Below are 23,492 nucleotides of genomic sequence, written 5' to 3'. Positions count from 1 at the left end.
TGCAGTTCCTTACCTAAAAAAACGATGAAAAAGACGACTCTGGTATTCCTGGCGGCTGCGGTGGCCGCGATCGGCGCGGGCGCCTGGTACTACTCCCAGCCGGCCGCCCCGGCCGCGCACGCTGCCCAAGGCAAGCAGGGCCAGCAAGGCCCCACCGTCGTCAACGTGGTCACGCCGCAGCGCCAGGACGTGCCGGTGCTGCTGTCGGCCAACGGCACCGTCTCGCCCATCAGCACGGTGGACCTGCATCCGCAGACCACCAGCACCATCGTCAAGGTGCACATCAAGGAAGGCCAGTTCGTCAAGCAGGGCGAGCTGATGTTTTCGCTCGATAGCCGCAGCGAAAACGCCAACGTGGAAAAAGCCCAGGCCCAGGTGATGCGCGACCGCGCCACCCTGGCCGACCTGGAGCGCCAGTACCAGCGCAGCATGGACTTGCTGGCCCAGAAATTCATTGCCCAGGGCGCCGTGGACACCCTGCGCAGCCAGGTCGAGCAGGCGCGTGCCGTGCTCAACGCCGACCTGGCCGCCACCCAGGCCGTGAAGGTGGACGCCAGCTACACCACCATCCGCGCACCCATGACGGGCCGGGTGGGCGCCATCAACGTCTACCCGGGCAGCCTGGTGCAGCTGTCCACCTCGCTCACCACGGTGACCCAGCTCAATCCCATCAATGTTTCCTTCACCCTGCCGGAAAGCGCGCTGGCCGGCCTGCTGGCGGCCCAGCAGGGCGGCGCGGTGCCGGTGGAAGTGGAATCGGGCGGCAAGCTGTTCAAAGGCAAGCTGAGCTTCATCGACAACGCGGTGGATCCCATGGCCGGTGTGATCCGCGTGAAAGCCGAGTTCGACAACAGCCAGACCCAGCTGTGGCCCGGCCAGTACGTCAACACCAAGCTCACCGTGCAGACCCTGAAAGATGTGCTGGTGGTGCCGCAAAACGCTATCATTAGCAACACCAGGGGCACCTTCGTGTACAAGGTCGGCGCCGACCAGACCGCCGAGGTGGCCAACGTCAAGCGCCTGCACGGCTTCGGCCCCTATGCCGCCGTGAGCGGCTTGAACGGCGACGAAAAGGTCATCGTGGAAGGCAAGCAGAACCTGCGCCCCGGCGGCAAGGTGCGCATCGCCGAAGCCGAGGGCAAGAAGAAGGGCGGCGACGGCAACGGGGCTGCCAAGAAAAAGGATAGCGCGGCATGAACCTGTCCGAATTGTGCATCCGCCGCCCGGTGATGGTGGTGCTGCTGTCGCTGAGCCTGATCCTGGCCGGCGTGCTGGCCTACGCCCACATCCCGGTCGCGGCACTGCCCAGCTATAACACCCCGGTGATCAACGTCGGCGCCGACCTGCCCGGCGCCAGCCCGGAAACCATGGCGTCCTCGGTCGCGCTGCCGCTGGAGAAGCAGTTCTCCACCATCGCCGGCCTGAGCATGATCACTTCCACCAGCACCCTGGGCAACACCTCGCTGACCCTGGAATTCGACCCCAGCATCAACGTCAACGAGGCGGCGGTGGACGTGCAGGCCGCGCTGCTGCGCGCGCAGCGCTCGCTGCCCCAGGAAATGACGGATTTGCCGTCCTACCGCAAGGTCAACCCGGCTGACGCGCCGGTGCTGTTCATGACCATGACCTCGCCCTCGCTCAGCCTGTCCGAGCTGAACGACTACGCGGAAAACCTGGTCGCCCCCAGCCTGTCGACCCTGCCCGGCGTGGCCCAGGTGACCGTCAACGGCCAGAAGCGCTTTGCCGTGCGCATCCGCGCCAAGGCCGATCTGCTGAACGCCCGCAACCTCACGCTCGATGAGCTGGCCGCCGCCATCAAGGCCGCCAACGCCAACACCCCGCTGGGCATCCTGGACGGCCCCAGCCAGACCCTCACCATCCAGGGCAACGCCCAGCTGATGAAAGCGGCCGAATTCGCCGAGCTGATCGTGGCCACCCGCAACGGCCAGCCGGTGCGCCTGAAGGACGTGGCGGACGCCGAGGACAGCTACCAGTCCGTGAAAACCGCTGGCAGCTACAACGGCGAGCGCTCCATCGTGCTGCTGGTGCAGCGCCAGCCGGACGCCAACACCGTGCAGGTGGTGGACGGCGTGCGCCAGCTGCTGCCGCGCTTCACGGCCCAGCTGCCGGCCTCGGTCAAGATCAACCTGGTCAACGACCGCTCGGTGTCCATCCGCGAAGCCATCCACGACGTCAACCTGACCCTGGCCCTCACCGTGGTGCTGGTGGTGCTGGTGATCTTCCTGTTCCTGCGCAAGGCCGCCGCCACCTTCATCCCCGCCATCACCATGCCGATCTCGCTGCTCGGCGCGCTGAGCCTGCTGTACGCCTTCGGCTACAGCCTGGACAACGTCTCCCTGCTCGGCATCACCCTGGCCGTGGGCCTGGTGGTGGACGACGCCATCGTGGTGCTGGAAAACATCGTGCGCCACATCGAGATGGGCAAGAAGCCGCTGCAGGCCGCGCTGATCGGCTCGCGCGAAATGGGCTTCACCATCATCTCGATCTCGATTTCGCTGGTGGCGGTGTTCATCCCCATCTTCTTCATGCCCGGCGTGATCGGCCTGCTGTTCCACGAATTCGCGGTGGTGGTGGCGCTGTCGGTACTGGTGTCGGCGGTGGTCTCGCTGACCCTGGTGCCCATGCTCTGCGCGCGCCTGCTGCCCAACGAGGCCCACGAAGCCGAGGGCGACGACACCTTCATCGGCCGCTGGTTCGAAGCCGGCTTTTCGCGCCTGCGCAACGGCTACGCCAGCACGCTGGACATCGCCCTCAAGCACCGCTACGTGGTGCTGGCCCTGGCCATCGGCACCTTCGTGCTGACGGTGATCCTGTACGCCACCATCCCCAAGGGCTTCTTCCCGGAGGAAGACCTGGGCCAGATCCGCGTCACCACCGAGGCGGCCGAAGACATTTCCTCGGCCGCGCTGCTAGAGCTGCAGGGCAAGGTGGCCGACGCCATCATGGCCGACCCCAATGTGCAGGACGTCACGTCCTTCGTCAGCGGCGGCAATGGCGGCCGCATGTTCCTGGTGCTCAAGCCGCGCGGCGAGCGTGCCAAGATGCCGCAGGTGCTCGACAGCCTGCGCAAGGCCACCCGCAAGGTGCCCGGCATCTCGGTCTACTTGAGCCCGGTGCAAAACCTGCAGCTGGGCGGCCGCCCCAGCAAGAGCCGCTACCAGTACACCCTGCAGTCCGTCAGCCCGGACGCGCTGAGCGACTGGGCCAGCAAGTTCCAGGAGCGCATGCGGTCCGACAACGACTTCCGCGACGTCACCAGCGATTCGCAGAACAAGGGCCTGCAAGCCTCGCTCAAGATCGACCGCGACAAGGCCAACACCCTGGGCATGGAGATGAGCGCCATCCGCAGCGCGCTCTACCTGGCCTTCGGCGAGCGCCAGGTGTCCACCATCTACTCGTCCGCCGCCAGCTACTTCGTGATCCTGGAAGCGGCCGCCCAGGACCGCCAGTTCGACGACGCCCTGACCAAAATCTCGGTGCGCAACAAGGCCGGCAACCTGGTGCAGCTGTCCAGCTTTGCCGGCGTGGAGCGCACCGTGGGGCCAACCTCGGTCAACCACCAGGGCCAGCTGCAAGCCATCACGCTGTCCTTCAACCTGGCGCCGGACGTGCCGCTGGGCGTGGCCACCGGCAAGATCGACAAGATGGCGGTGGACATGGGCCTGCCGGCTTCCATCATCACCACCTATGGCGGCGACGCGGCCGTGTTCCAGAGCTCCCAGGGCAGCCAGCTGATCCTGATCATCGCCGCGCTGGGCGTCATCTATGTGCTGCTGGGCGTGCTCTACGAGAGCTACATCCACCCGCTGACCATCCTGGCCGGCCTGCCGTCGGCCGCCGTGGGCGCCTTGCTGACCTTGCGCATCTTCAACCTGGACCTGACCATGATCGCCATCATCGGCATCCTCATGCTGATCGGCATCGTCAAGAAGAACGCCATCATGATGATCGACTTCGCGCTGGACGCGCAGCGCAACCAGGGCATGGCGCCGGCCGAGGCCATCCGCGAAGCCTGCGTGCTGCGTTTCCGCCCCATCATGATGACCACCCTGGCCGCCCTGATGGGCGCCTTGCCGATCGCGCTCGGCCTGGGCGCCGGTGCCGAGCTGCGCCAGCCGCTGGGCCTGGCCGTGGTAGGCGGCCTGATCTTCTCGCAGGTGATCACGCTCTACATTACCCCTGTGATCTATCTCTTCCTCGACAAGTACAGCGGCAGCGGCCCGATGGACGACGCGGCCCTGGTGGACGAGCCCGGGCCGGCCAAGGCGCCGGTCGAGCTAAAAGCTGTCAGCCTGGCCAAGCACTGATATCATACGGCGGGCCGGAATATTTCCGGCCCGTTTAGTTTGATACGCATGGGAAACCCATGTGATACATACGGTAACATCCATCAAGACCGAGTCCGGTTAAGCTGGCGTTTCTCGGGTGTTTGTTCAGAAAGTCCGTTTATCTTGTTCCAGTTCAGCCACACCCACGGGGCCGACCATAGCCACGAATACTGCGAAGCATGCGGCCAGCGTCTGCCCCCGCATGACGGCTATGGTTATGGCGGACCGCGCAAGCACAACCGCATCGGCATCGGCATCTCGATCGCGCTGCACTTGCTCATCGTGCTGTACTACCTGTTCCATCCCCAGGAAAAGATTTCCCTCAAGCCGCCCGCGAAAGAGGGCGAAATGGTGTGGGTCGCGCCGCTGAAGGACAAGCCGGCGCCGAAAGCCAAGCCCGAGCCGAAGAAGACCGAAGTGGCCAAGGCGCAGCCGCAGCCGCGCCGCGAAAGCAAGGCCGTGGCCAAGAAGGCCGCGCCGCCCAAGCTGGAAACCTATGTGCCGCCGGTGCAGGCCACCATGAAGCCGCCGCCGACCCCGGCCGTGGAAGAAGACATGATGGCGCGCGTGGAAGCGGCCCGCAAGCGCCGCGCCGACGCCAATCCGCAGCCGGCGCAGGAACCGCAGGAAAGCGAAGCCGACCGCGCCAACCGCATCGCGCGCGCCAACATCATGGGCGCCATGGGCCGCAACGCGGCCGGCGAACGCGAAGACACGGGCGGCATCTTCTCCATCATCAACAAGACCGGGCTCAGCGCGGACATCAAGTTCCGCGGCTGGAACACCAATTTCAAGCGCCAGTGGTCGCAGCAGGTGCACGTGGAGCTGGGCACGGACATCGACATCGAGACGGCCATCGTGCGCCGCATGATAGAGCTGATCCGCAAGGAAAAACCGGGCGAGTTTCAGTGGGAATCGCACCGTTTGGGGAAAGTGATTACCATGAACGCCGGCAAGCAATACCAGGCCGAACTGGAAGCCTTCCTGCTCAAGGAATTCTTCCCCAACTACCGACGCTGATCCTTCTTGAAGCCGGAGCGCCCATGAAACGACGTGTAGCAGCGGGAATTTTGTGGGCGGCTTGTGCCGCCTGCCTGGCCTGGACCGGCGCGGCGCGCGCGCAAGCGGGCCCCGGCAGCGTGATGCGGGTCGAGACCCGCGGCGTCAGGCTGCCGCTGTACGCCGTCTGGCGGCCGGACGCGGTGGCCACCCTGGTGCTGTATTCCGGCGGCAACGGCGGCTACGGCGCCATCGGCGCCGGCGGCTGGCCCTCCAGCCAGAACTTCCTGGTCCGTTCGGCCCCGCTGTTTGCCGCCCAGCCCTTCAACGTGGTGCTGGTGGGCCTGGCGCCCGACCTGCGCGAGCTCGACGGCCACGCCCGCCTGGGCGACAGCCACGCGCAGGACAATCAAGCCATCTTCAAGGCCATCAAGGAAAAAAGCCCCGCGCCGCTGTGGCTGGTGGGCACCAGCATGGGCACGGTATCGGTGGCGGCCGCCGCCATCCGCGACGCGGCGGCCCCGGCTGGCGGCGACATCGCCGGCATCGTGCTGACCTCGACCGTGACGGCCTACAAGCGGGAAGGCGCGGTGCCGACGCAGGATATCGGCAAGATCCGGGTGCCGGTGCTGGTCATGCACCACTTGCGCGACACGTGCGGCATCTGCCGGCCGTGGGAAGCGAAAACGCTGGCCGGCCGCATGGGCGGCGCGCCGGTGGTGAAAACGCTGATGGTGGAGGGCGGCGGCGATCCGGGCGGCGACCCGTGCGGGCCGCTGGATCACCACGGTTTCATCGGCATGGAACAGCAGGCGGTGGAGCAGATCGCCAACTGGATCCGCCACCCCGTGCCGTAGGGCGTATCAGCCCTTGAGTTTGCGCGCGATGTCGAGCGCGAAGTAGGTCAGCACGCCGTCTGCGCCGGCACGCTTGAAGGCCAGCATGGATTCCATCATCACCTTGTCGTGGTCCAGCCAGCCGTTTTGCGCGGCGGCCTTGATCATGGCGTATTCGCCGCTCACCTGGTAGGCGAAGGTGGGCACCTTGAATTCGTCCTTCACGCGGCGCACGATGTCCAGGTAGGGCATGCCGGGCTTGACCATTACCATGTCGGCGCCTTCCTGCAGGTCCAGCGCCACTTCGCGCAGCGCTTCGTCGCTGTTGGCCGGGTCCATCTGGTAGGTGTTCTTGTCGCTCTTGCCGAGGTTCTTGGCGGAGCCGACCGCGTCGCGGAAGGGGCCGTAGAAGGCCGAGGCGTACTTGGCCGAGTAGGCCATGATGCGGGTGTGGATGTGGCCTTTTTCTTCCAGCGCGGCGCGGATGGCGCCGATGCGCCCGTCCATCATGTCCGACGGGGCCACCACGTCCACGCCGGCGTCGGCCTGGCACAGGGCCTGGCGCACCAGCATGGCGGTGGTGACGTCGTTCAGCACATAGCCGTTGTCGTCGATCAGGCCGTCCTGGCCGTGGCTGGTGTACGGGTCCAGCGCCACGTCGGTCAGGATGCCCAGCTCGGGGAAGGCTTGCTTCAGGGCGCGCACGGCGCGCGGCACCAGGCCGTCGGGATTGGTGGCTTCGATGCCGTCCGGCGTTTTCAGCGCGGAATCGATCACCGGGAACAGCGCCAGCACCGGAATGCCCAGCGCCACGCACTCTTCCGCCACCTTCAGCAGCAGGTCCACCGACACCCGCTCCACGCCCGGCATGGAGGCCACCGGCTCGCGCTGGTTCGTGCCTTCGAGAATGAAGACCGGGTAGATCAGGTCGGACGCGGTGACCGCGTTCTCGCGCATCAGGGCGCGCGAGAACGGGTCGCGGCGCATGCGGCGCATACGGATGGCGGGGAAGGGCGTGTTGTGGGCCATGGCTACGGTTTTTCCTTTGCGTGTTTAGTCGCCGGACGGGTCTTCCGGCGTATCGATGAGTTCTGCCTGGTCGGCGGCATCGTCCTCGTCCAGGCCGGCCAGCTCGACGATCTTGGCGGTGGCTTCTTCAATGCCGATGCGCTTCAGTGCCGAGAATAGCTGCACGGTGAAGGGGAAGCCTTCGCCGTCCTCGTCCACGTAGCTGTCCAGCTTGGCTTGCGCCTGGCGCAGCACAGTGGTCGATTCGCTGCGGGTGAGCTTGTCGGCCTTGGTCAGGATGCAGTGGATCGGCTTGCCGGTCGGGGCGAACCATTCCAGCATCTGGATGTCCAGGTCGGTGAACGGGCGGCGCGAGTCCATGATCAGGATCAGCGCGGCCAGCTGCTCGCGCTGCTGCACGTAGTCGCCCAGCAGGCGTTGCCAGTACAGCTTGGTGTTGCCGGACACTTCGGCGTAGCCGTAGCCGGGCAAGTCCACCAGCATGGCCTGGATTTCCTCGACCTTGGTGGGGTCCTTGCGGTGCATCGCCACATGGGCGCCGCCGATCGAGAAGAAGTTGATGTGCTGGGTGCGGCCTGGCGTCTTGGACGCGAACGCCAGCCCCTTCTGATTGCACAGAATATTGATGGAGGTCGACTTGCCGGCGTTGGAGCGGCCGGCGAAGGCGATTTCGGGCACCGTGGTATTGGGCAATTCACGCAAGTGATTCACGGTGGTAAAGAAGCGGGCTTGCCAGAGTTTGGACATGGGAGGGGTGGGCAGAAATGCAACAAAGAAAGCTAAAAGCGCGAAAAGCTATTGTACAATAAGGGGTTACGAATTGTTGCCATGTATAAAAGCAAATAAGCGCGCAATCCATCAGTGCAGCGAGCGGCAAAAAATACATCGCAGTCCCACCATTTTTTTCACTAGTCTCAGGGTGTTTGAATGAATCGTGCGTTTTCACCGTTTGTTAAGTCCTTGCTCCTCGCAGTGTTGGCCGTTTCGGGTGTCGCATCGGCTGCCGAACATGCTGCTCCCGCCAAAGCGGATCCCGCCAAAGGCGCCACCCTGTATGCCGACGGCGACGCTGCCCGCGGCCTGCCGGCGTGCGTATCCTGCCATGGCGCTTCGGGCAATTCCACCATCGCGGCCAATCCCAAACTGGCTGGCCAGCCGGAAGCCTACCTGTACAAACAGCTGGTGAATTTCGCTTCGCCGTCGCGCAACAACCCGGTGATGAGCACGTACGCCAAGATGCTGAGCGACGAGGACAAGAAAAACATTTCGGCCTACCTGAGCACCCAGGCGCAAAAAGCCGGCGCGGCCAAGAACAAGGACACCGTTGAGCTGGGCAAGAAGATCTACCGCGGCGGCATCGCCGAGAAGAACGTGCCTGCCTGCGCCAGCTGCCACGGCCCCGCCGGCGGCGGCATTCCCGCCCTGTACCCGCGCCTGGCCGGCCAGCATCAGGACTACACTGTCGCCCAGCTGACCAGTTTCCGTGGCGACGGCCGCAAGAACAGCGCCGAGATGAGCACCATCTCGAAACGCCTGTCGGACGACGAGATGAAGGCGGTAGCCGACTACGTGGCCGGCCTGAAGTAATTACGTGTATTTATGCGCCGATATGGCGCTTATCAGTCCGTGAATATTAAAAAGGGGGCGGCCGCGTGAGCGGGCTGCCCTTTTTGTTGGTATTCTGCTGCCAGTCCTTTTTGAGATAGTGTCCGCATGAGCACCACCAGCACTGCCGGTATCAAAATGAAAACCCGCCGGCCAGCCGTCGACGCGACCGTCGAGCTGCTGTCTTCGATGCGCTTCGCCATCAGCCTGCTCACCATGATCGCCATTGCCTCGGTGATCGGCACGGTGATGAAGCAGAACGAGCCCATGTCCAATTATGTGAACCAGTTCGGGCCGTTCTGGTTCGAAGTGTTCAACAAGGCCGGGCTGTACGCGGTCTACTCGGCCTGGTGGTTCCTCGGCATCATGGGCTTCCTGGTGATCTCCACCAGCCTGTGCATCATCCGCAACGCGCCCAAGATGATGAAGGACATGCGCAGCTGGCGCGAGAACGTGCGCGAACAGTCGCTGCTCAATTTCCACCACAAGAACGACTGGACCTCGCCGCTGCCGCGCGCCGCCCTGGCGCAGCAGATGGCGCAACGCCTCGGCCACGCCGGCTACAAGGCAAAGATCGTCGAGAAAGAACACGCCACCCTGGTCACCGCCAAGCGCGGCGCCGGCGCCAAGTTCGGCTACATCTTCGCCCACACCGCCATCGTGGTGATCTGCATCGGCGGCCTGCTGGATTCGGACATGCCGATCCGCTTCCAGGAATGGTTCATGGGCAAGACGCCGTTCGCCGGCAGCGGCGTCATCGCCGAGATCCCGGCCCAGCACCGGCTCGGCCTGGGCAACCCCACCTACCGCGCCAACACCGCCATTCCCGAAGGGCAGGCCAGCAACACCGCCATCATCCCGCGCGCGGACGGCGTGCTGATCCAGGACCTGCCGTTCACCATCCAGCTGAAAAAATTCAATATCGACTTCTACAGCACCGGCATGCCCAAGCTGTTCGCCAGCGAAGTGGAAGTGCGCGACCATGAAACCGGCAAGACCTTCAGCTCCGTCATTGAAGTGAACAAGCCGCTGGTCTACAAGGGCCTGGCTGTCTACCAGTCCAGCTTCGAGGACGGCGGCACCAAGCTCAAGCTCAAGGGCTACCCCATGACCGGCGCCGACCGGGCCAGTTTCGACCTGGCCGGCGAAGTCAATTCCGCCACGCCCCTGGGCAAGGAATACACCATAGAATGGAGCGGCTTCCGTCCGTTCAACGTGGAGAACATGGCCACCCAGGACGCGCGCTCCGTGGCCCAGGGCGAAAAGCTGGAGCAGAGCTTCGCGCGCGGCCTGGACAAACAGCTCGGCTCGGCCGCCAAGAACGCCAACAACAAGGACTTGAAGAACGTCGGCCCGAGCGTGCAGTACAAGCTGCGCGACAAGACCGGCCAGGCGCGCGAGTTCCAGAACTACATGCAGCCGGTGACGGTGGACGGCGCCACGGTGTTCCTGGCCGGCGTGCGCGCCAGCCCGGCCGACCCGTTCAGCTACCTGCGCATCCCGGCGGACGACGAGCACACCGTCAAGGAATGGATGCGCTTGCGCGCCGCCCTGCACGACCCAGCGCTGCGCGCCACCGCCGCCGAGCGCTACGCGCGCCGCGCCATGCCCGCCGCCGCCAAGGCTGACGGCGCCAAGGCCGACGGCGCCGCCGGCGCGGGTGGCAGCGCGCTGCGCGACCAGTTGGCGCAATCCTCCGCGCGCAGCCTGAACATGTTTGCCGGCGCCGAAGCGGATGACGGCAAGGACGGCGCTGCACGCGGCGGCTTCGTCGCCATTTCCCGTTTCCTGGAAAAAGTGCCGGCGGCCGAGCAGGAAAAGGCGGCCGACATCTTCATGAAGATCCTCAACGGCAGCATGTGGGAACTGTGGCAGGCCGCACGCGAGAAGGACGGCCTGGCGCCGGTGGAGGGCAACGAGCAGCACGGGCGCTTCCTGCAGCTGGCCACCAACGCGCTGTCCGACGCCACCTTCTACGGCGCCCCGGTCTACCTGCAGCTGGACGAATTCAACGAAGTGAAGGCCTCGGTGTTCCAGGTGACCAAGTCGCCCGGCAAGAACGTGGTCTACCTGGGCTGCCTGTTCCTGGTGCTGGGCGTGTTCTCCATGTTCTACATCCGCGAGCGCCGCCTGTGGGTGTGGATCAAGGACACGGAGCAGGGCGCCCATGCCCTGATGGCCATGAGCACCCAGCGCAAGACACTCGATTTCGACAAGGAATTTGCAGACTTGAAGGAAAAGCTGCCGCAATCGGCGTAAGCTGCATGGCATGAAGCAGTACTGGAGAATATGATGGAAATGACACAATCCCAAACCTACAGCCAGGCGCCGGGCTATTTCAAGCGCCTCAACGCCTTCGACTGGCTGTTCGCGCTGGCGCTGGCCGGCGGCGCGCTGTTCGCGCTGAACCGCTACGGCGCCTATATGGACATCTACGAAAAGGTGATCCTGATGGCCGCCGTGCCGTCGTTCGCGGCGCTGGGCTGGTACTGGAAACCGGTGCGCTGGTTCATGCCGCTGGCGTTCGCGCTGGCCCTGCTGGCGGTGGCCATGTACGGCAGCAACCTGGAGGCGGCCAACCAGAAATTCTGGCTCAAGTACATGCTCTCCAGCCAGTCCGCCATTTTGTGGATGAGCACGCTGTTCTTCCTGTCCACCCTGTTCTACTGGATCGGCCTCGTGGCCCGTTCCTCGATGGGCTTCGTGGTGGGCTCCAAGCTGTGCTGGGCGGCGCTGGTGATCGGCCTCACCGGCATGCTGGTGCGCTGGTACGAGTCCTACCTGATCGGCGCGGACGTAGGCCACATCCCCATTTCCAACTTGTACGAAGTGTTCATCCTGTTCTCGCTGATCACGGCCATGTTCTACCTGTACTACGAAGCCCACTACAAGACGCGGCAGCTGGGCGCCTTCGTGCTGCTGGTGATTTCGGCGGCGGTCGGCTTCCTGCTGTGGTACACCGTATCGCGCGACGCGGCCGACATCCAGCCGCTGGTGCCGGCCCTGCAAAGCTGGTGGATGAAAATCCACGTCCCGGCCAACTTCATCGGCTACGGCACCTTCGCGCTGGCGTCCATGGTGGGCTGGGCCTATCTGCTCAAGCATGAAAAGCTGCGCACCCTGTGGCAGGCGCTGGTGATCGCCCCCATCGTGCTGCTGGCGCTGGCCTGGCTGATCGCCTACGTGTCCGGCGCGGGCGAAGCCGTCATCAAGGGCATGGTCAACGCCAGCCGCTTCACGGCCGTGCTGGTGGTGCTGTTCGCGGTCACCAACCTGATGCGCGACCGCCTGGCCGCGCGCTTGCCGGACGCGGAAACGCTGGAAGACGTGATGTACAAGGCCATCTCGGCCGGCTTCGCCTTCTTCACCATCGCCACCATCCTGGGCGCGCTGTGGGCCGCCGAGGCCTGGGGCGGCTACTGGTCGTGGGACCCGAAAGAAACCTGGGCGCTGATCGTCTGGCTCAATTACGCGGCCTGGCTGCACATGCGGCTGATGTCCGGCCTGCGCGGCAAAGTGGCGGCCTGGTGGGCGCTGGTGGGCCTTCTGGTGACCACCTTCGCCTTCCTGGGCGTGAACATGTTCCTGTCCGGCCTGCACTCCTACGGCAAGCTGTAACGCTGCAAAACTCCCTCCCAAGCCCCCGCTCACGCCGTGACCGGGGGCTTTTTGTATTGCTTTGTATCCGCTTTATGGCGCGACATATGCACATACAAATACCCGCTTTCCCGCTCTGCGTGCCTTAAATAGAATCGTTCCTGAATTAGATCGAGTCCGATCTATCTTGACAGGGAACGACATGAAACTGATTAAAACCGCAGCAATTACCACCATCGCCGTGCTGGCGCCCGGCTTGGCCAGCGCCGCCTTCCCGGACGTGGTGACCTCCGGCGCGAAGAACGTGGTGCTGGTAACCGGCGCCCACGTGGACGGCTCCAGCTGGCGCTCGATGCACGACCAGCTCTGGATCAAGGGCTACAAGATCACCGTGGTGCAGCAGCCCCATACGTCGCTGGACGACGACGTGGCGGCCGCCCGCGCCGCCATCGACAGCCAGGACGGTCCGGTGGTGCTGGTAGGCCATGACTCCGCCGGTGCCGTCATCACCATCGCCGGCGCCAGCGACAAGGTCAAGGCGCTGGTCTACGTCGCCGCCGTGCAGCCGGACCTCGGCGAGAGCGCGGCCCAGCTGGCGGCCTCCAAGCCGCTGCCGGACAGCGCCATCCTCACCTCGCGCGACGGCCACCTGAGCATCGACGCCGCCAAATTCCGCGACGTGTACGCGGCCGACCTGCCGCCCAACCGCACCAATTTCATGGCCGCCTCGCAAGCGCCGGTGGCGCGCGCCGCGCTCGACGCGCCGGTGTGGGCGGCGGCCTGGCGCAGCAAGCCTTCCTATGCCGTGGTGGCGACGGACGACCGCTTCCTGAACCCGGATCTGCAGCGCTGGATGTACAAGCGCGCCGGCGCCAAGGTCACCGAGATCAAGGCCAGCCACGCATTGCAGTTGTCCCGCCCCGAAGCCGTGGCGGAAGTGGTGGTGCAAGCCGCCTTGAGTGTGAAGTGAAGTAGTCCTACCCATTGAAAGGAAACATCATGAAATCATCCCACGCGGCCCTGGCCGCCACCCTGGCACTGGCCCTGTGCGCCAGCGGCGCCCAGGCAGCCGACAAGAAGCCCATGGAGAAGTGCTACGGCGTCTCGCTGGCCGGGCACAACGACTGCGCGGCCGGCCCGGGCACCTCCTGCGCCGCCACTTCCAGCACCGACTACCAGGGCGACGCCTGGGTCCTGGTGGAGAAAGGCACGTGCACCAGCATCAAGACCCCCAAGGGCTACGGCTCGCTGACCCCCATTACCGCCAAATAAGGAGCATGCAATGAACAATCCGATGAAATCCCAAGTCTTCCGTGCCGGCGCCGCCGCCCTGCTGGCACTGAGCTCGCTGAGCATGTCCTTGCCGTCGCACGCCGCCGCCACGGGCGACAAGGCCGAGCAGCCGGGCCGCTGCTACGGCATCAATACCTGCAAGGGCACCAGCCTGTGCGCCACCGCCAAGAACGACTGCAAGGGCCTGAACGAGTGCAAGGGCGAGGGCGTGCTGGTCAAGACCCCGACCGAGTGCAAGGCCCTCGGCGGCACGCTGACTGAAAAAGAGTAAAGGCAAGCGCCCCATGTCCACACTGCCAAGTCCCACCGCGTTCTCCGGCTATGGCCTGGGGCTGCGCCGCGAGCATTACCAGGACTTCCTCGAAACCCGCGTGCCGGTCGATTTCGTGGAAGTCATTTCCGAGAATTTCATGGTCGACGGCGGCCAGCCGCGCCATATCCTGCGCCAGGTGCGCGAGCGCCATCCGGTGGTGCTGCACGGCGTGTCGATGTCGATCGGTTCGGCCGACGGCCTGCGGCCCGACTACCTGCGGCGCCTGAAGGCACTGGTTGACGAGATCGCGCCGCTGTACGTGTCCGACCACCTGAGCTGGTCGCGCATCGGCGGCTTCAACTCGCACGACCTGCTGCCGCTGCCTTACACCGAGGAGGCACTGGACCTGGTCTGCCGGAATATCGATATGGCGCAGGAAACGCTGGGCCGCGCCATGCTGTTCGAGAATCCCTCCAGCTATCTGGCGCTGTGCGGCAGCGCCATGCACGAATGGGAGTTCCTGGCCGAGATGAGCCGGCGCACCGGCTGCGGTCTGCTGCTGGACGTGAACAACGTCTACGTCAGCGCCGCCAACCACGGCTTCGATGCGCACGCCTTCCTGCAGGGCATCCCTGCCGACCGCGTGCGCCAGATCCACTTGGCCGGCCACAGCCAGGGCAAGCAACTGCTGATCGACACCCACGACAGTCCCGTGCCGCACGGCGTGTGGGAGCTGTACGCCGAGGCGGTGGTGCGCTGCGGCCCGGTGGCCACCATGGTCGAGCGCGACGACAATATTCCGGCGCTGGCCGAGCTGCTGGGGGAGCTGGAAATTGCCCGCACCATCGGCTATCGCCACCGCGCCGGCACGCTGGAGGCAGCATGACACTCGCCGACATGCAGCACGACTTCCGCCGCTGGCTGACCGCCGCCGCGCCCGATGCGGCGCTCCGCCTGGGCGGCGAGGGTGGTAGCGCAGGCGAGGGCGTCGCCGGCCTGGCCGTGTACCAGAACAATTACCGCGCACAGCTGGTGGGCTGCCTGCAGGAGAGCTATCCGCAGTTGCGCGCCCACATCGGCGAGGAGCGCTTCCTGTTCGCGGCCGCCGCCCACATCAAGCGCCGTCCGCCCCACGCGTGGACACTGGACGCCTACGCCGACGGCTTTGCCGCCACCCTGGCCGAGCTGTTTCCGGACAACCCGGACATCGACGAACTGGCATGGATCGAACTGGCGCTGTCCGACGCCTTCGTGGCGGCCGACGCCACGCCGCTGGCGGCCGACGCACTGGCGGCAGTGGACTGGGAGCATGTTCGCCTGCGCTTCGCCCCGTCGCTGCGCGTGGCGCCGCTGAGCACCAATGCCGACGACATCTGGTGGGCCTTGCGCGACGGCCAGCCTGCGCCCGAAGCGGAGATGCGCGCGGAACCGCAGGGCATGGCGGTGTGGCGGCGCGGCTACGTGTCCAGCCTGCGCACGCTGGCCCCGCTGGATTTCGCCGCACTGACCCAGGCCAGCGCGCATGGCAGTTTCAGCGCACTGTGCGGCATGCTGATCGCCGAGCTGGGCGAAGCAGAAGGCGTGGCCAGGGCCGGCGCGCTGCTGGCCGACTGGATAGGCAGCGAACTGATTACCGGGCTGGAACACGGCGCCGGCACTGATTTTGAATAAGGAATCCACCATGCAAGACCATCGCCCCACCCGCCGCCGCTTCCTGGTGGCCGCCGGCGTCGCGGCAGCCTCCGCCGCAGCGCTGCCCGCTGCTGCCAGCGCCGCCGCAGCCTCCGCCTCGGCCTCTGCCGCAACGTCTGCCGCAGTGTCCGCCACAGCCTCTGCCGCAGCGTCCGCCACAGCCTCAGCCGCAGCGTCCGCCAAGGCCTCAGCGGCAGCCGCCAGCGCGGCCGCAGCTGCGCCCCACGGTTCCGCTGCGGCGGGTTCGCCTGCGCCCGCGCCCGGCGCGCCGCCAGCCCCGGCGCCGGAAGCGGAAGCGCCGCTCTCCTCGGCGCGCGCGGGCGCCATGCCGCTGCAGCACATCGATGTGGGCGCGCTGGACGTTGCCTACTACAGCGGCGGCCCCGAGGCGGGCCGCCCGGTGGTTCTGCTGCACGACCACTTCGACAGCATCGACAGCCTTGCGGAACTGGCAGGCCTGCTGGCCGTGCAAGGCATGCGCGTGCTGCTGCCGCAACTGCGCGGCCACGGCGATACCGCCTTCACAGACCCGGCCGCCCCGCGCGCCGCCCTGCCTGGCGCGCTCGGCAAAGACGCCATCGGCCTGATCGACGCGCTGCACATGCCCGAAGCGGTATTCGCCGGCATCGGCTGGGGCGCCACCGCCGCCCGCGCCGCGGCCGCGTTCAAGCCAACGCGCTGCATCGGCCTGGTGCTGGCCCGGGAAGGCCCCGCCACCGCCGCCACCGCCGCCACAGCCGACCGCGCCACCGGAGCCGCACTCGCGCACGCAGCCTCTCCCGTGCCTGCGACCGCGCTTACGCCAAGCGCCCGGACCGTGCCCGCCATCGAGCTCGCTAGCGCCGAGTCGCGCGCCATGGCGGACGCCATCGCCGCCTTGGTGCGCCAAGGCAAATGGCGCACCTGAGTGCCCCATCGCCAACCCCGCAACCGCCACCCGACAACCGCATCCCAACCGCCATGACCACACGCGACAAAACCCGCCGCCTGCTGAGCCAGCTGCTGCCAGAAGCGCTGCTCCTGCTGCTCGCCCGCCTCGCCATCGCCGCCATCTTCTTCCTGTCCGGACGCACCAAGGTGCAAGGCCTGTTCACGCTCAAGGACTCGACCTACGACCTGTTCCAGTATGAATACGCCTTGCCCCTGATCCCGCCCGAGTTCGCGGCCCAGCTTGCCACGGGCGCCGAGCACCTGCTGCCGCTGCTGCTCGTGCTGGGCCTGTTCACCCGCCCGGCCGCGCTGGCGCTGCTCGGCATGACCGCCGTGATCCAGCTCTTCGTCTACCCGGCCGCCTGGCCCACGCACCTGAGCTGGGCCGCCTTGCTGCTGCCGCTGGTCGCGTCCGGCCCCGGCGCCTGGTCGCTGGACCGGGCAGTGCTTAACGGTAAGCTATTAAGGAGAACGTAAACTCGCACACCAACAGATTAGTGTAAGGTTATCCCTGTCTCGTCCGACAGAGCCATACGAGCCCCCTCATACCCGGAGTTGCCATGTTGATCAAACGTAGCCCGAACGGCATCGACCTGCCGTTCTCGTCAGAAATTACCCCCCGCGAAGTGTTCGAATCGCGCCGCAGCTTCATCAAGCAACTGGCGGTAGGCTCCATCGCCGGCGGCGCGCTGCTGGAAATGGCCTCGCGCGAAGCCTTTGCGCAAGGCGTTCCGGGCAAGCTGGGCGCCAAGCTGAACCCCGCCTATTCCGCGCTCGACAAACAGACCGCGTTCAAGGACGCCACCACCTACAACAATTTCTACGAGTTCGGCACCGGCAAGGACGACCCCGCGCACAACGCCCACACGCTCAAGCCGCGTCCCTGGACCGTAAGCATCGAAGGCGAAATCAAGAAGCCGCTCACGCTGGACCTGGACCAGCTGCTCAAGCTGGCGCCGCTGGAAGAGCGCGTCTACCGGCTGCGCTGCGTGGAAGGCTGGTCCATGGTGATCCCGTGGGTGGGCTACTCGCTGTCCGAACTGATCAAGAAGGTCGAACCGACCGGCAACGCCAAATACGTGGAATTCATCTCGCTGGCCGACAAGGGGCAAATGCCCGGCGTGGGCAGCCGCGTGCTGACCTGGCCCTACCGCGAAGGCCTGCGCATGGACGAAGCCATGCACCCGCTGGCGCTGCTCACCCTGGGCATGTACGGCGACGTGCTGCCCAACCAGAACGGCGCGCCGGTGCGCATCGTCACGCCGTGGAAATACGGCTTCAAGTCGGCCAAGTCCATCGTCAAGATCCGCTTTGTCAAAGACCAGCCGCGTACCGCCTGGAACGACGCCGCGCCGTCCGAATACGGCTTCTACTCCAATGTGAACCCGGAAGTGGACCACCCGCGCTGGTCGCAGGCCTCCGAGCGCCGCATCGGCGAAGACGGCTTCCTGGTGCGCAAGCGCAAAACGCTGATGTTCAACGGCTACAACGACGTCGCGCCGCTGTACGCCGGCATGGACCTGAAGAAGTTCTTCTGACATGGCCTTCAATCCCACCGCGAAGCAGGTGTCGGCGCTGAAGGCGGCGGTGTTCGTGCTGGCGCTGCTGCCGTTCTTCCAGTTGATCTGGCTCACGGCCAGCGGCCAGCTGGTCGAGCCGCTGCAATACATCACGCGCGCCACCGGCGACTGGACCTTGTACTTCCTGTGCATCACCCTGGCGGTGACGCCGCTGCGGCGGCTGACGAAATGGAACTGGCTGATCAAGCTGCGCCGCATGGTGGGGCTGTACGCCTTCTTCTACGGCCTGCTGCACTTCACCACCTTCCTGTGGTTCGACCATTTCTTCGACGTGCAGGAAATGCTCAAGGACGTGGTCAAGCGGCCCTTCATCACGGTCGGCTTCATCGCCTTCGTGCTGCTGATTCCGCTGGCAGTGACCAGCACCAACGGCATGGTGCGCCGCCTGGGCGGCAAGCGCTGGCAATGGCTGCACCGGCTGGTGTACGTGATCGCACCGCTGGGCATCCTGCACTTCTGGTGGATGAAAGCGGCCAAGCACGACTTCTCGCAGCCGATCCTGTTCGGCCTGATCGTGCTGGCGCTGCTGGGCGTGCGCGTGGTCTGGGCGCGCAGCAAGGCTGCGGCGGGTTACGCGCTCCCGCGCTAACCCGCCCTACGGACCGGACGTGCCATGCATGCCGTGCATGCCATGCGTATCACGCAGCCCACGTATGTCGCGCATGTTGCGCACGTTGCGCATGTTTGCGCATGTTGCGGATATTGCAAATTTTGCGTAGGGCGGGTTAGCGGGCATCGCCCGCGTAACCCGCCGCTGGCGGCATCACTTGACCAGCGACTCCAGCGCGAACAGGTCGGCCGGGTTTTCACGCTGGCGCACCAGGTGCACCTGGGTGCCGTCCACCATCACCTCGGCGGCGCGGCCGCGCGTGTTGTAGTTGGACGCCATCGTCATGCCGTAAGCGCCGGCCGTCTTCATCACCAGCAGGTCGCCCGGCGCGATCGCCAGTGCGCGGTCGCGCGCCAGCCAGTCGCCCGACTCGCAGATCGGGCCCACCACGTCGAAGGTCGCCATCGGCGCATCGCCCTGCAGCACCGGCTGCATGTCCATCCACGCCTGGTACAGCGCGGGGCGCGCCATGTCGTTCATGGCCGCGTCGACGATGCAAAAGTTCTTCTCCTCGCCGTGCTTGATGAACTCCACCTTGGTCAGCAGCACGCCCGTGTTGCCGACGATGGAGCGGCCCGGCTCGAAAATCACCTTGATCGGCTTGCCGCCGTGGCGCTCGGCGCGCCAGGCGTCCACGCGCGCGAACACGCGGCTCAGGTAGTCGCCCACCGCCACCGGTGCGCCGTCTTCCTCGTCGCCGTAATCGATGCCGATGCCGCCGCCCAGGTCCAGGTGGTGCAGGTGGATGCCTTCCGTGCCCAGCGCGTCGATCAGTTCAATCAGCTTGTCCAGCGCTTCCAGCAGCGGCGCGTCGTCCAGCAGCTGCGAGCCGATGTGGCAGTCGATGCCGGCCACGTCCAGGTGCGGCAGCTGGGCTGCGGCGCGGTAGGTGGCCAGGGCGTCGCTGAAGGCCACGCCGAACTTGCTGGCTTTCAGGCCGGTGGCGATGTAGGGATGGGTCTTGGGATCGACGTTCGGGTTCACGCGCAGCGACACGCGCGCCTTCTTGCCCATGCTGCCGGCCACCTCGTTCAGGCGGTGCAGTTCCGGGATCGACTCCACGTTGAAGCACAGGATGTCGTGCTGCAGCGCCAGGCGCATTTCTTCCACGCTCTTGCCCACGCCCGAGAAAATCACCTTGCGCGGGTCGCCGCCGGCCGCGATCACGCGCAGCAGCTCGCCGCCGGACACGATGTCGAAACCGGCGCCCTGGCGCGCCAGCAAGTCCAGGATGGCCAGGTTGGAATTGGCCTTCATGGCGTAGCAGACCAGCGCGTCGCGGCCCTGGCACGCATCGGCGTATGATGCGAAGTTATCGAGCAGCTGCGCTTTGGAATACACGTAGGCTGGCGTGCCGTACTGTTCGGCGATGGCGCTCAGCGGCACGCCCTCGGCGTGCAGCACGCCGTTCTGGTAAGAAAATTGCGACATGAAATGGCTTAGGATGGCTTAGTTAACGGGCGATTGTTGGGATGCGGGAGGAGTCGAAGGCACGGGGGCGGATGGCGGCGCCACGCCGGGTTTGCCTTGGGTATTGGCAGAGGCGGGTTTGGCAGGCTGTTTGGGTAAATACAGCGGGCCTTGCTGGCCGCAGCCGCCCAGCAGGGCGGCGGTGCAGGCCAGCGCAGTGAATTGCAGCGCTAATGTGGACTTCACGATTAAAATCACGGTTTGACTAGAGAGCTTGGAGTGTAGCATGACCGAAACAGAATTTTTGACCCTGGCCGACGCCACCCTGAACGCCATCGAGGCCGCGCTGGACCGGCTGAACGACCAGGACATGGTGGACGTCGAATGCAAGCGCAGCGGCAACGTGCTGGAAATCGAGTTCATCGACAACGGCTCCAAGGTCATCGTCAACAGCCAGGCGCCGATGCAGGAGCTGTGGGTGGCGGCCCGTTCCGGCGGCTTCCACTACAAGCGCATCGAAGGGCAGTGGATCAACACCCGCGACGGCTCCGAGCTGTTCGCCGCGCTCTCCGAGATCACCACCGCCCAGGGCGGCGCCCCCGTCGTCATCAGTCCGGCATAAGCAAAAATGCAAAAATGGGGTCAGGGTTAATTATTCGGGAAATATTTCCCGAATAATTAACCCTGACCCCATTTTTTTTTAGAACAGCTCGTTTTTCACGGCGTCCTTGGCTTTTTCTTCGGCCGGGGTGGCGCGGGTGGCGCCTTCCAGGCTGGTCACGCCCGTGCCCGGCGGGTTTTCGGCGTAGTAGTATTCACCGTCCACCACCATCATGCCTTCCGGCACGGCGCGCTCTTCGATCGGTACCGTCTTCAGCGCCTTGGCCATGTAGCCGATCCAGATCGGCAGCGCCAGGCCGCCGCCGGTTTCACGGTTGCCCAGGTTCTTGGGCTGGTCGTAGCCGATCCAGGCCACGCCCACCAGCTTGGACTGGTAGCCGGCGAACCAGGCGTCGATCGAGTCGTTGGTGGTGCCGGTCTTGCCGGCGATGTCCGGGCGCTTGAGCGACAGCGCCTTGGTGGCCGTGCCGAAGCGCACCACGTCTTTCATCATGCTGTCCATCAGGAAGGCGTTGCGCTCGTCGATCACGCGGTTGGCGTCCACCCCGGCGCGGTCCGGGTTGGCCTGCGACAGCACCTTGCCGTTGGCGTCCGTGACCTTCGAGATCAGGTAGGGCGAGACCTTGTAGCCGCCGTTGGCGAAAACCGCGTAGGCGCCGGCCATCTGCAGCGGCGTTACCGCGCCGGCGCCCAGCGCCAGGGTCAGGTAGGGCGGGTTCTTGTCGGCGTCGAAGCCGAAGCGGGTGGTGTATTCCTGGCCGTATTTGGCGCCGATGCGGTGCAAAATGCGGATCGAGATCATGTTCTTGGACTTGGTCAGACCGCGCCGCATGGTCATCGGGCCTTCGTACTTGCCGTCGTAGTTCTTCGGTTCCCAGGCCTGGCCGCCGGTCTGGCCGGCGTCGAAGGAGATCGGCGCGTCGTTGATCACGGTGGCCGGCGACAGGCCACGCTCCAGCGAGGCCGAGTAGATGAAGGGCTTGAACGAGGAGCCGGGCTGGCGCCAGGCTTGCGTGACGTGGTTGAACTTGTTGCGGTTGTAGTCGAAGCCGCCCACCATGGCCTTGATGGCGCCGTCCTCGGTGGAGGCGGCCACGAAGGCCGATTCGATCTCCGGCATCTGGGTGATTTCCCAGTCCTTTTCCTGGCGCATCACGCGGATCACGGCGCCGCGGCGGATGCGCTTGTTGGGCGCGGCCTTGTCCGACAGCCAGGACTTGCCCATTTCCAGCCCGGCGCCGGTGATGCTGATTTCCTCGCCGGTGGCGGTAACCGCCGTCACTTTCTGCGGCGTGGCGTTCAGCACCATGGCGGCCACGATGTCGTCGCTGTCCGGGTGGCCGGCCAGCTCGGATTCGATGGCGTCGTCCGCCTCTTCCTTGGCGGACGGGATGTTGATGTAGGCTTCCGGGCCGCGGTAGGCGTGGCGCTTTTCGTATTCCATCACGCCCCGGCGCAGCGCCAGGTAGGCCGCGTCCTGGTCGGCCTTGGTGATGGTGGTGAATACGTTCAGGCCGCGCGTGTAGGTGTCTTCCTTGAACTGTTCGTACACCAGCTGGCGCGCCATCTCGGCCACGTATTCGGCGTGCACGCCGAATTCGCTGCTGTCGGTCTTCACTTTCAGCGGCTCGGCCTTGGCGGCCTGGAATTGCGCGTCGCTGATGTAGCCCAGCTGCGCCATGCGCACCAGGATGTATTGCTGGCGGGTGCGCGCGCGCTTGGGATTGACCACCGGGTTGTAGGCCGACGGCGCTTTCGGCAAGCCCGCCAGCATGGCCGCCTCGGCCACGCTAATGTCTTTCAGATTCTTGCCGAAATAGATTTGTGCGGCCGAGGAGAATCCGTAGGCGCGCTGGCCCAGGTAGATCTGGTTCATATATACCTCGAGGATCTGGTCCTTGCTGAGGTTCTTCTCGATTTTCCACGCCAGCAGGATCTCGTAGATCTTGCGCTTGAAGGTCTGTTCGCTGGACAGGAAGAAGTTGCGCGCCACCTGCTGCGTGATGGTGGACGCGCCCTGGCGCGCGCCGCCGGTGGCGTTGTGCACGGCCGCGCGCAGGATGCCGGCGTAGTCGATGCCGCCGTGGTCGTAGAAGCGGTCGTCCTCGATGGCCAGCACGGCCTTTTTCATCACGTCGGGGATGTCCTTGATGTGCACGAGGTTGCGGCGCTCCTCGCCGAACTCGCCGATCAGTACATTGTCGGCCGAGAAGATGCGCAGCGGCATCTTGGGCCGGTAGTCGGTCAGGGAATCGAGCTCGGGCAGGTTGGGGTAGGCCATCGCCAGCCCGAACACGACCAGCAGCACCGCGACCATCGCCAGGCCCAGCAAGGAGGCCAGCACGGTCAGCAGAACTTTCTTGGAACGGGAAGGGGAGGCGTTACCGGGTTGGGCAGTGCTCATGCGCTTGGGTCTTTCACGATGGTTTCGCTATGGTTATCCGAGCCATTATAAGCGAGCACTGATAGCCGCGGCACGCGCGTAGCCTACCGGAAATCAGGAAATATTTACTCTGAGCAACAAAACAACTTAGTTGTTTTTGCGTTCACGCCAGAGGGAAAACGGGTCGCCGAAAGTGTGGCGAAACGCGCACAGACGGGCATTTGTGCACAGTAGAAATACCTTTACACTGGATTCACCTTATTGCTAGGATTTAATGTACCGCCTCACTTCTGTCTCCTAACCGC

22 protein-coding genes are annotated in these 23,492 nt (G+C 65.3%); 17 read left to right on the top strand and 5 right to left on the bottom strand.

Annotation, left to right across the window (positions count from 1 at the left end):
- Positions 1-24: 24 nt before the first annotated feature.
- From ASC94_RS28290 to ASC94_RS28275, 4 genes are all read left to right on the top strand, one after another.
- Positions 25-1,197 (top strand): efflux RND transporter periplasmic adaptor subunit, encoded by a 1,173-nt coding sequence (locus ASC94_RS28290; RefSeq protein ID WP_056404259.1) that lies wholly within the window; start codon positions 25-27, stop codon positions 1,195-1,197.
- On the top strand, positions 1,194-4,328 hold the full coding sequence (locus ASC94_RS28285) for an efflux RND transporter permease subunit (RefSeq protein ID WP_056404257.1): 3,135 nt from the start codon (positions 1,194-1,196) through the stop codon (positions 4,326-4,328). The genes ASC94_RS28290 and ASC94_RS28285 overlap by 4 nt, the downstream gene beginning before the upstream one ends.
- A 144-nt stretch (positions 4,329-4,472) precedes the next feature.
- The gene (locus ASC94_RS28280; RefSeq protein WP_056404256.1) at positions 4,473-5,369 is read left to right on the top strand and encodes a cell envelope integrity protein TolA; all 897 of its coding nucleotides are present in this window, start codon (positions 4,473-4,475) and stop codon (positions 5,367-5,369) included.
- A 23-nt stretch (positions 5,370-5,392) separates the two neighbouring features.
- Positions 5,393-6,205 carry an alpha/beta hydrolase gene (locus ASC94_RS28275; protein ID WP_157201621.1) on the top strand — a complete coding sequence of 271 codons (813 nt, stop codon included), beginning with the start codon at positions 5,393-5,395 and terminating at the stop codon, positions 6,203-6,205.
- A 6-nt stretch (positions 6,206-6,211) separates the two neighbouring features.
- Here the strand turns inward: ASC94_RS28275 and hemB are convergent, their stop codons facing one another.
- Both hemB and yihA read right to left on the bottom strand, forming a co-directional pair.
- Positions 6,212-7,213: a porphobilinogen synthase gene (gene hemB / locus ASC94_RS28270; RefSeq protein WP_056404247.1), complete on the bottom strand. Its 1,002-nt coding sequence runs from the start codon at positions 7,211-7,213 to the stop codon at positions 6,212-6,214.
- Between the two features lie 24 nt (positions 7,214-7,237).
- Complete coding sequence (gene yihA / locus ASC94_RS28265; RefSeq protein WP_056404245.1) at positions 7,238-7,960, bottom strand: ribosome biogenesis GTP-binding protein YihA/YsxC; 723 nt, start codon at positions 7,958-7,960, stop codon at positions 7,238-7,240.
- A gap of 180 nt (positions 7,961-8,140) precedes the next feature.
- Here yihA and ASC94_RS28260 point away from each other — a divergent pair, with 180 nt between their 5' ends.
- The 12 genes from ASC94_RS28260 to ASC94_RS28205 all read left to right on the top strand — a co-directional run bounded on the left by ASC94_RS28260 (position 8,141) and on the right by ASC94_RS28205 (position 18,752).
- Positions 8,141-8,800 (top strand): cytochrome c, encoded by a 660-nt coding sequence (locus tag ASC94_RS28260; protein WP_056404242.1) that lies wholly within the window; start codon positions 8,141-8,143, stop codon positions 8,798-8,800.
- 126 nt (positions 8,801-8,926) lie between these two features.
- The gene (locus ASC94_RS28255) at positions 8,927-11,077 is read left to right on the top strand and encodes a cytochrome c biogenesis protein ResB (protein ID WP_056404241.1); all 2,151 of its coding nucleotides are present in this window, start codon (positions 8,927-8,929) and stop codon (positions 11,075-11,077) included.
- A 30-nt stretch (positions 11,078-11,107) separates the two neighbouring features.
- Positions 11,108-12,436, top strand: coding sequence for a c-type cytochrome biogenesis protein CcsB (gene ccsB / locus ASC94_RS28250; protein WP_082616900.1), 1,329 nt, complete (start codon positions 11,108-11,110; stop codon positions 12,434-12,436).
- 181 nt (positions 12,437-12,617) lie between these two features.
- Positions 12,618-13,385 (top strand): alpha/beta hydrolase, encoded by a 768-nt coding sequence (locus ASC94_RS28245; protein ID WP_056404238.1) that lies wholly within the window; start codon positions 12,618-12,620, stop codon positions 13,383-13,385.
- 29 nt (positions 13,386-13,414) lie between these two features.
- Positions 13,415-13,687: a DUF2282 domain-containing protein gene (locus tag ASC94_RS28240; RefSeq protein ID WP_056404236.1), complete on the top strand. Its 273-nt coding sequence runs from the start codon at positions 13,415-13,417 to the stop codon at positions 13,685-13,687.
- A gap of 10 nt (positions 13,688-13,697) precedes the next feature.
- Entirely contained in the window at positions 13,698-13,979 is a 282-nt protein-coding gene (locus ASC94_RS28235) for a hypothetical protein (RefSeq protein ID WP_056404234.1), read from the top strand.
- A 13-nt stretch (positions 13,980-13,992) separates the two neighbouring features.
- Positions 13,993-14,847 carry a DUF692 domain-containing protein gene (locus ASC94_RS28230; RefSeq protein ID WP_056404232.1) on the top strand — a complete coding sequence of 285 codons (855 nt, stop codon included), beginning with the start codon at positions 13,993-13,995 and terminating at the stop codon, positions 14,845-14,847.
- The gene (locus tag ASC94_RS28225; protein WP_056404230.1) at positions 14,844-15,632 is read left to right on the top strand and encodes a DNA-binding domain-containing protein; all 789 of its coding nucleotides are present in this window, start codon (positions 14,844-14,846) and stop codon (positions 15,630-15,632) included. Before ASC94_RS28230 ends, ASC94_RS28225 begins: the two co-directional genes overlap by 4 nt.
- Before the next feature lie 10 nt (positions 15,633-15,642).
- Positions 15,643-16,560, top strand: a complete 918-nt coding sequence (locus tag ASC94_RS28220; protein WP_056404228.1) for an alpha/beta fold hydrolase — start codon at positions 15,643-15,645, stop codon at positions 16,558-16,560.
- Positions 16,561-16,613: 53 nt separating this feature from the next.
- Positions 16,614-17,060 (top strand): DoxX family protein, encoded by a 447-nt coding sequence (locus ASC94_RS28215; protein ID WP_056404226.1) that lies wholly within the window; start codon positions 16,614-16,616, stop codon positions 17,058-17,060.
- 83 nt (positions 17,061-17,143) lie between these two features.
- The gene (gene msrP / locus ASC94_RS28210; RefSeq protein ID WP_056404224.1) at positions 17,144-18,121 is read left to right on the top strand and encodes a protein-methionine-sulfoxide reductase catalytic subunit MsrP; all 978 of its coding nucleotides are present in this window, start codon (positions 17,144-17,146) and stop codon (positions 18,119-18,121) included.
- Between the two features lies 1 nt (position 18,122).
- A complete protein-coding gene (locus ASC94_RS28205) occupies positions 18,123-18,752 on the top strand; it encodes a sulfite oxidase heme-binding subunit YedZ (RefSeq protein ID WP_056404222.1) in 630 nt (209 codons plus the stop codon).
- Between the two features lie 174 nt (positions 18,753-18,926).
- Here ASC94_RS28205 and lysA read toward each other — a convergent pair whose 3' ends face one another.
- Both lysA and ASC94_RS33930 read right to left on the bottom strand, forming a co-directional pair.
- Positions 18,927-20,204, bottom strand: coding sequence for a diaminopimelate decarboxylase (gene lysA / locus ASC94_RS28200; protein WP_056404219.1), 1,278 nt, complete (start codon positions 20,202-20,204; stop codon positions 18,927-18,929).
- 18 nt (positions 20,205-20,222) lie between these two features.
- Entirely contained in the window at positions 20,223-20,471 is a 249-nt protein-coding gene (locus tag ASC94_RS33930) for a lipoprotein (protein WP_229417439.1), read from the bottom strand.
- On the opposite strand from ASC94_RS33930, the gene cyaY reads away from it, so the two are divergent.
- Complete coding sequence (gene cyaY / locus ASC94_RS28195; RefSeq protein WP_056404217.1) at positions 20,470-20,805, top strand: iron donor protein CyaY; 336 nt, start codon at positions 20,470-20,472, stop codon at positions 20,803-20,805. The genes ASC94_RS33930 and cyaY overlap by 2 nt on opposite strands.
- 78 nt (positions 20,806-20,883) lie before the next feature.
- Here cyaY and ASC94_RS28190 read toward each other — a convergent pair whose 3' ends face one another.
- Positions 20,884-23,208 (bottom strand): penicillin-binding protein 1A, encoded by a 2,325-nt coding sequence (locus ASC94_RS28190; RefSeq protein WP_056404215.1) that lies wholly within the window; start codon positions 23,206-23,208, stop codon positions 20,884-20,886.
- Positions 23,209-23,492 lie beyond the last annotated feature (284 nt).

The organism is Massilia sp. Root418 (assembly GCF_001425265.1).
GTDB lineage: Bacteria > Pseudomonadota > Gammaproteobacteria > Burkholderiales > Burkholderiaceae_D > Rugamonas.
The sequence above is the reverse complement of the archived record's forward strand: the minus strand, read 5'-3'. Positions and strand labels throughout refer to the sequence as shown.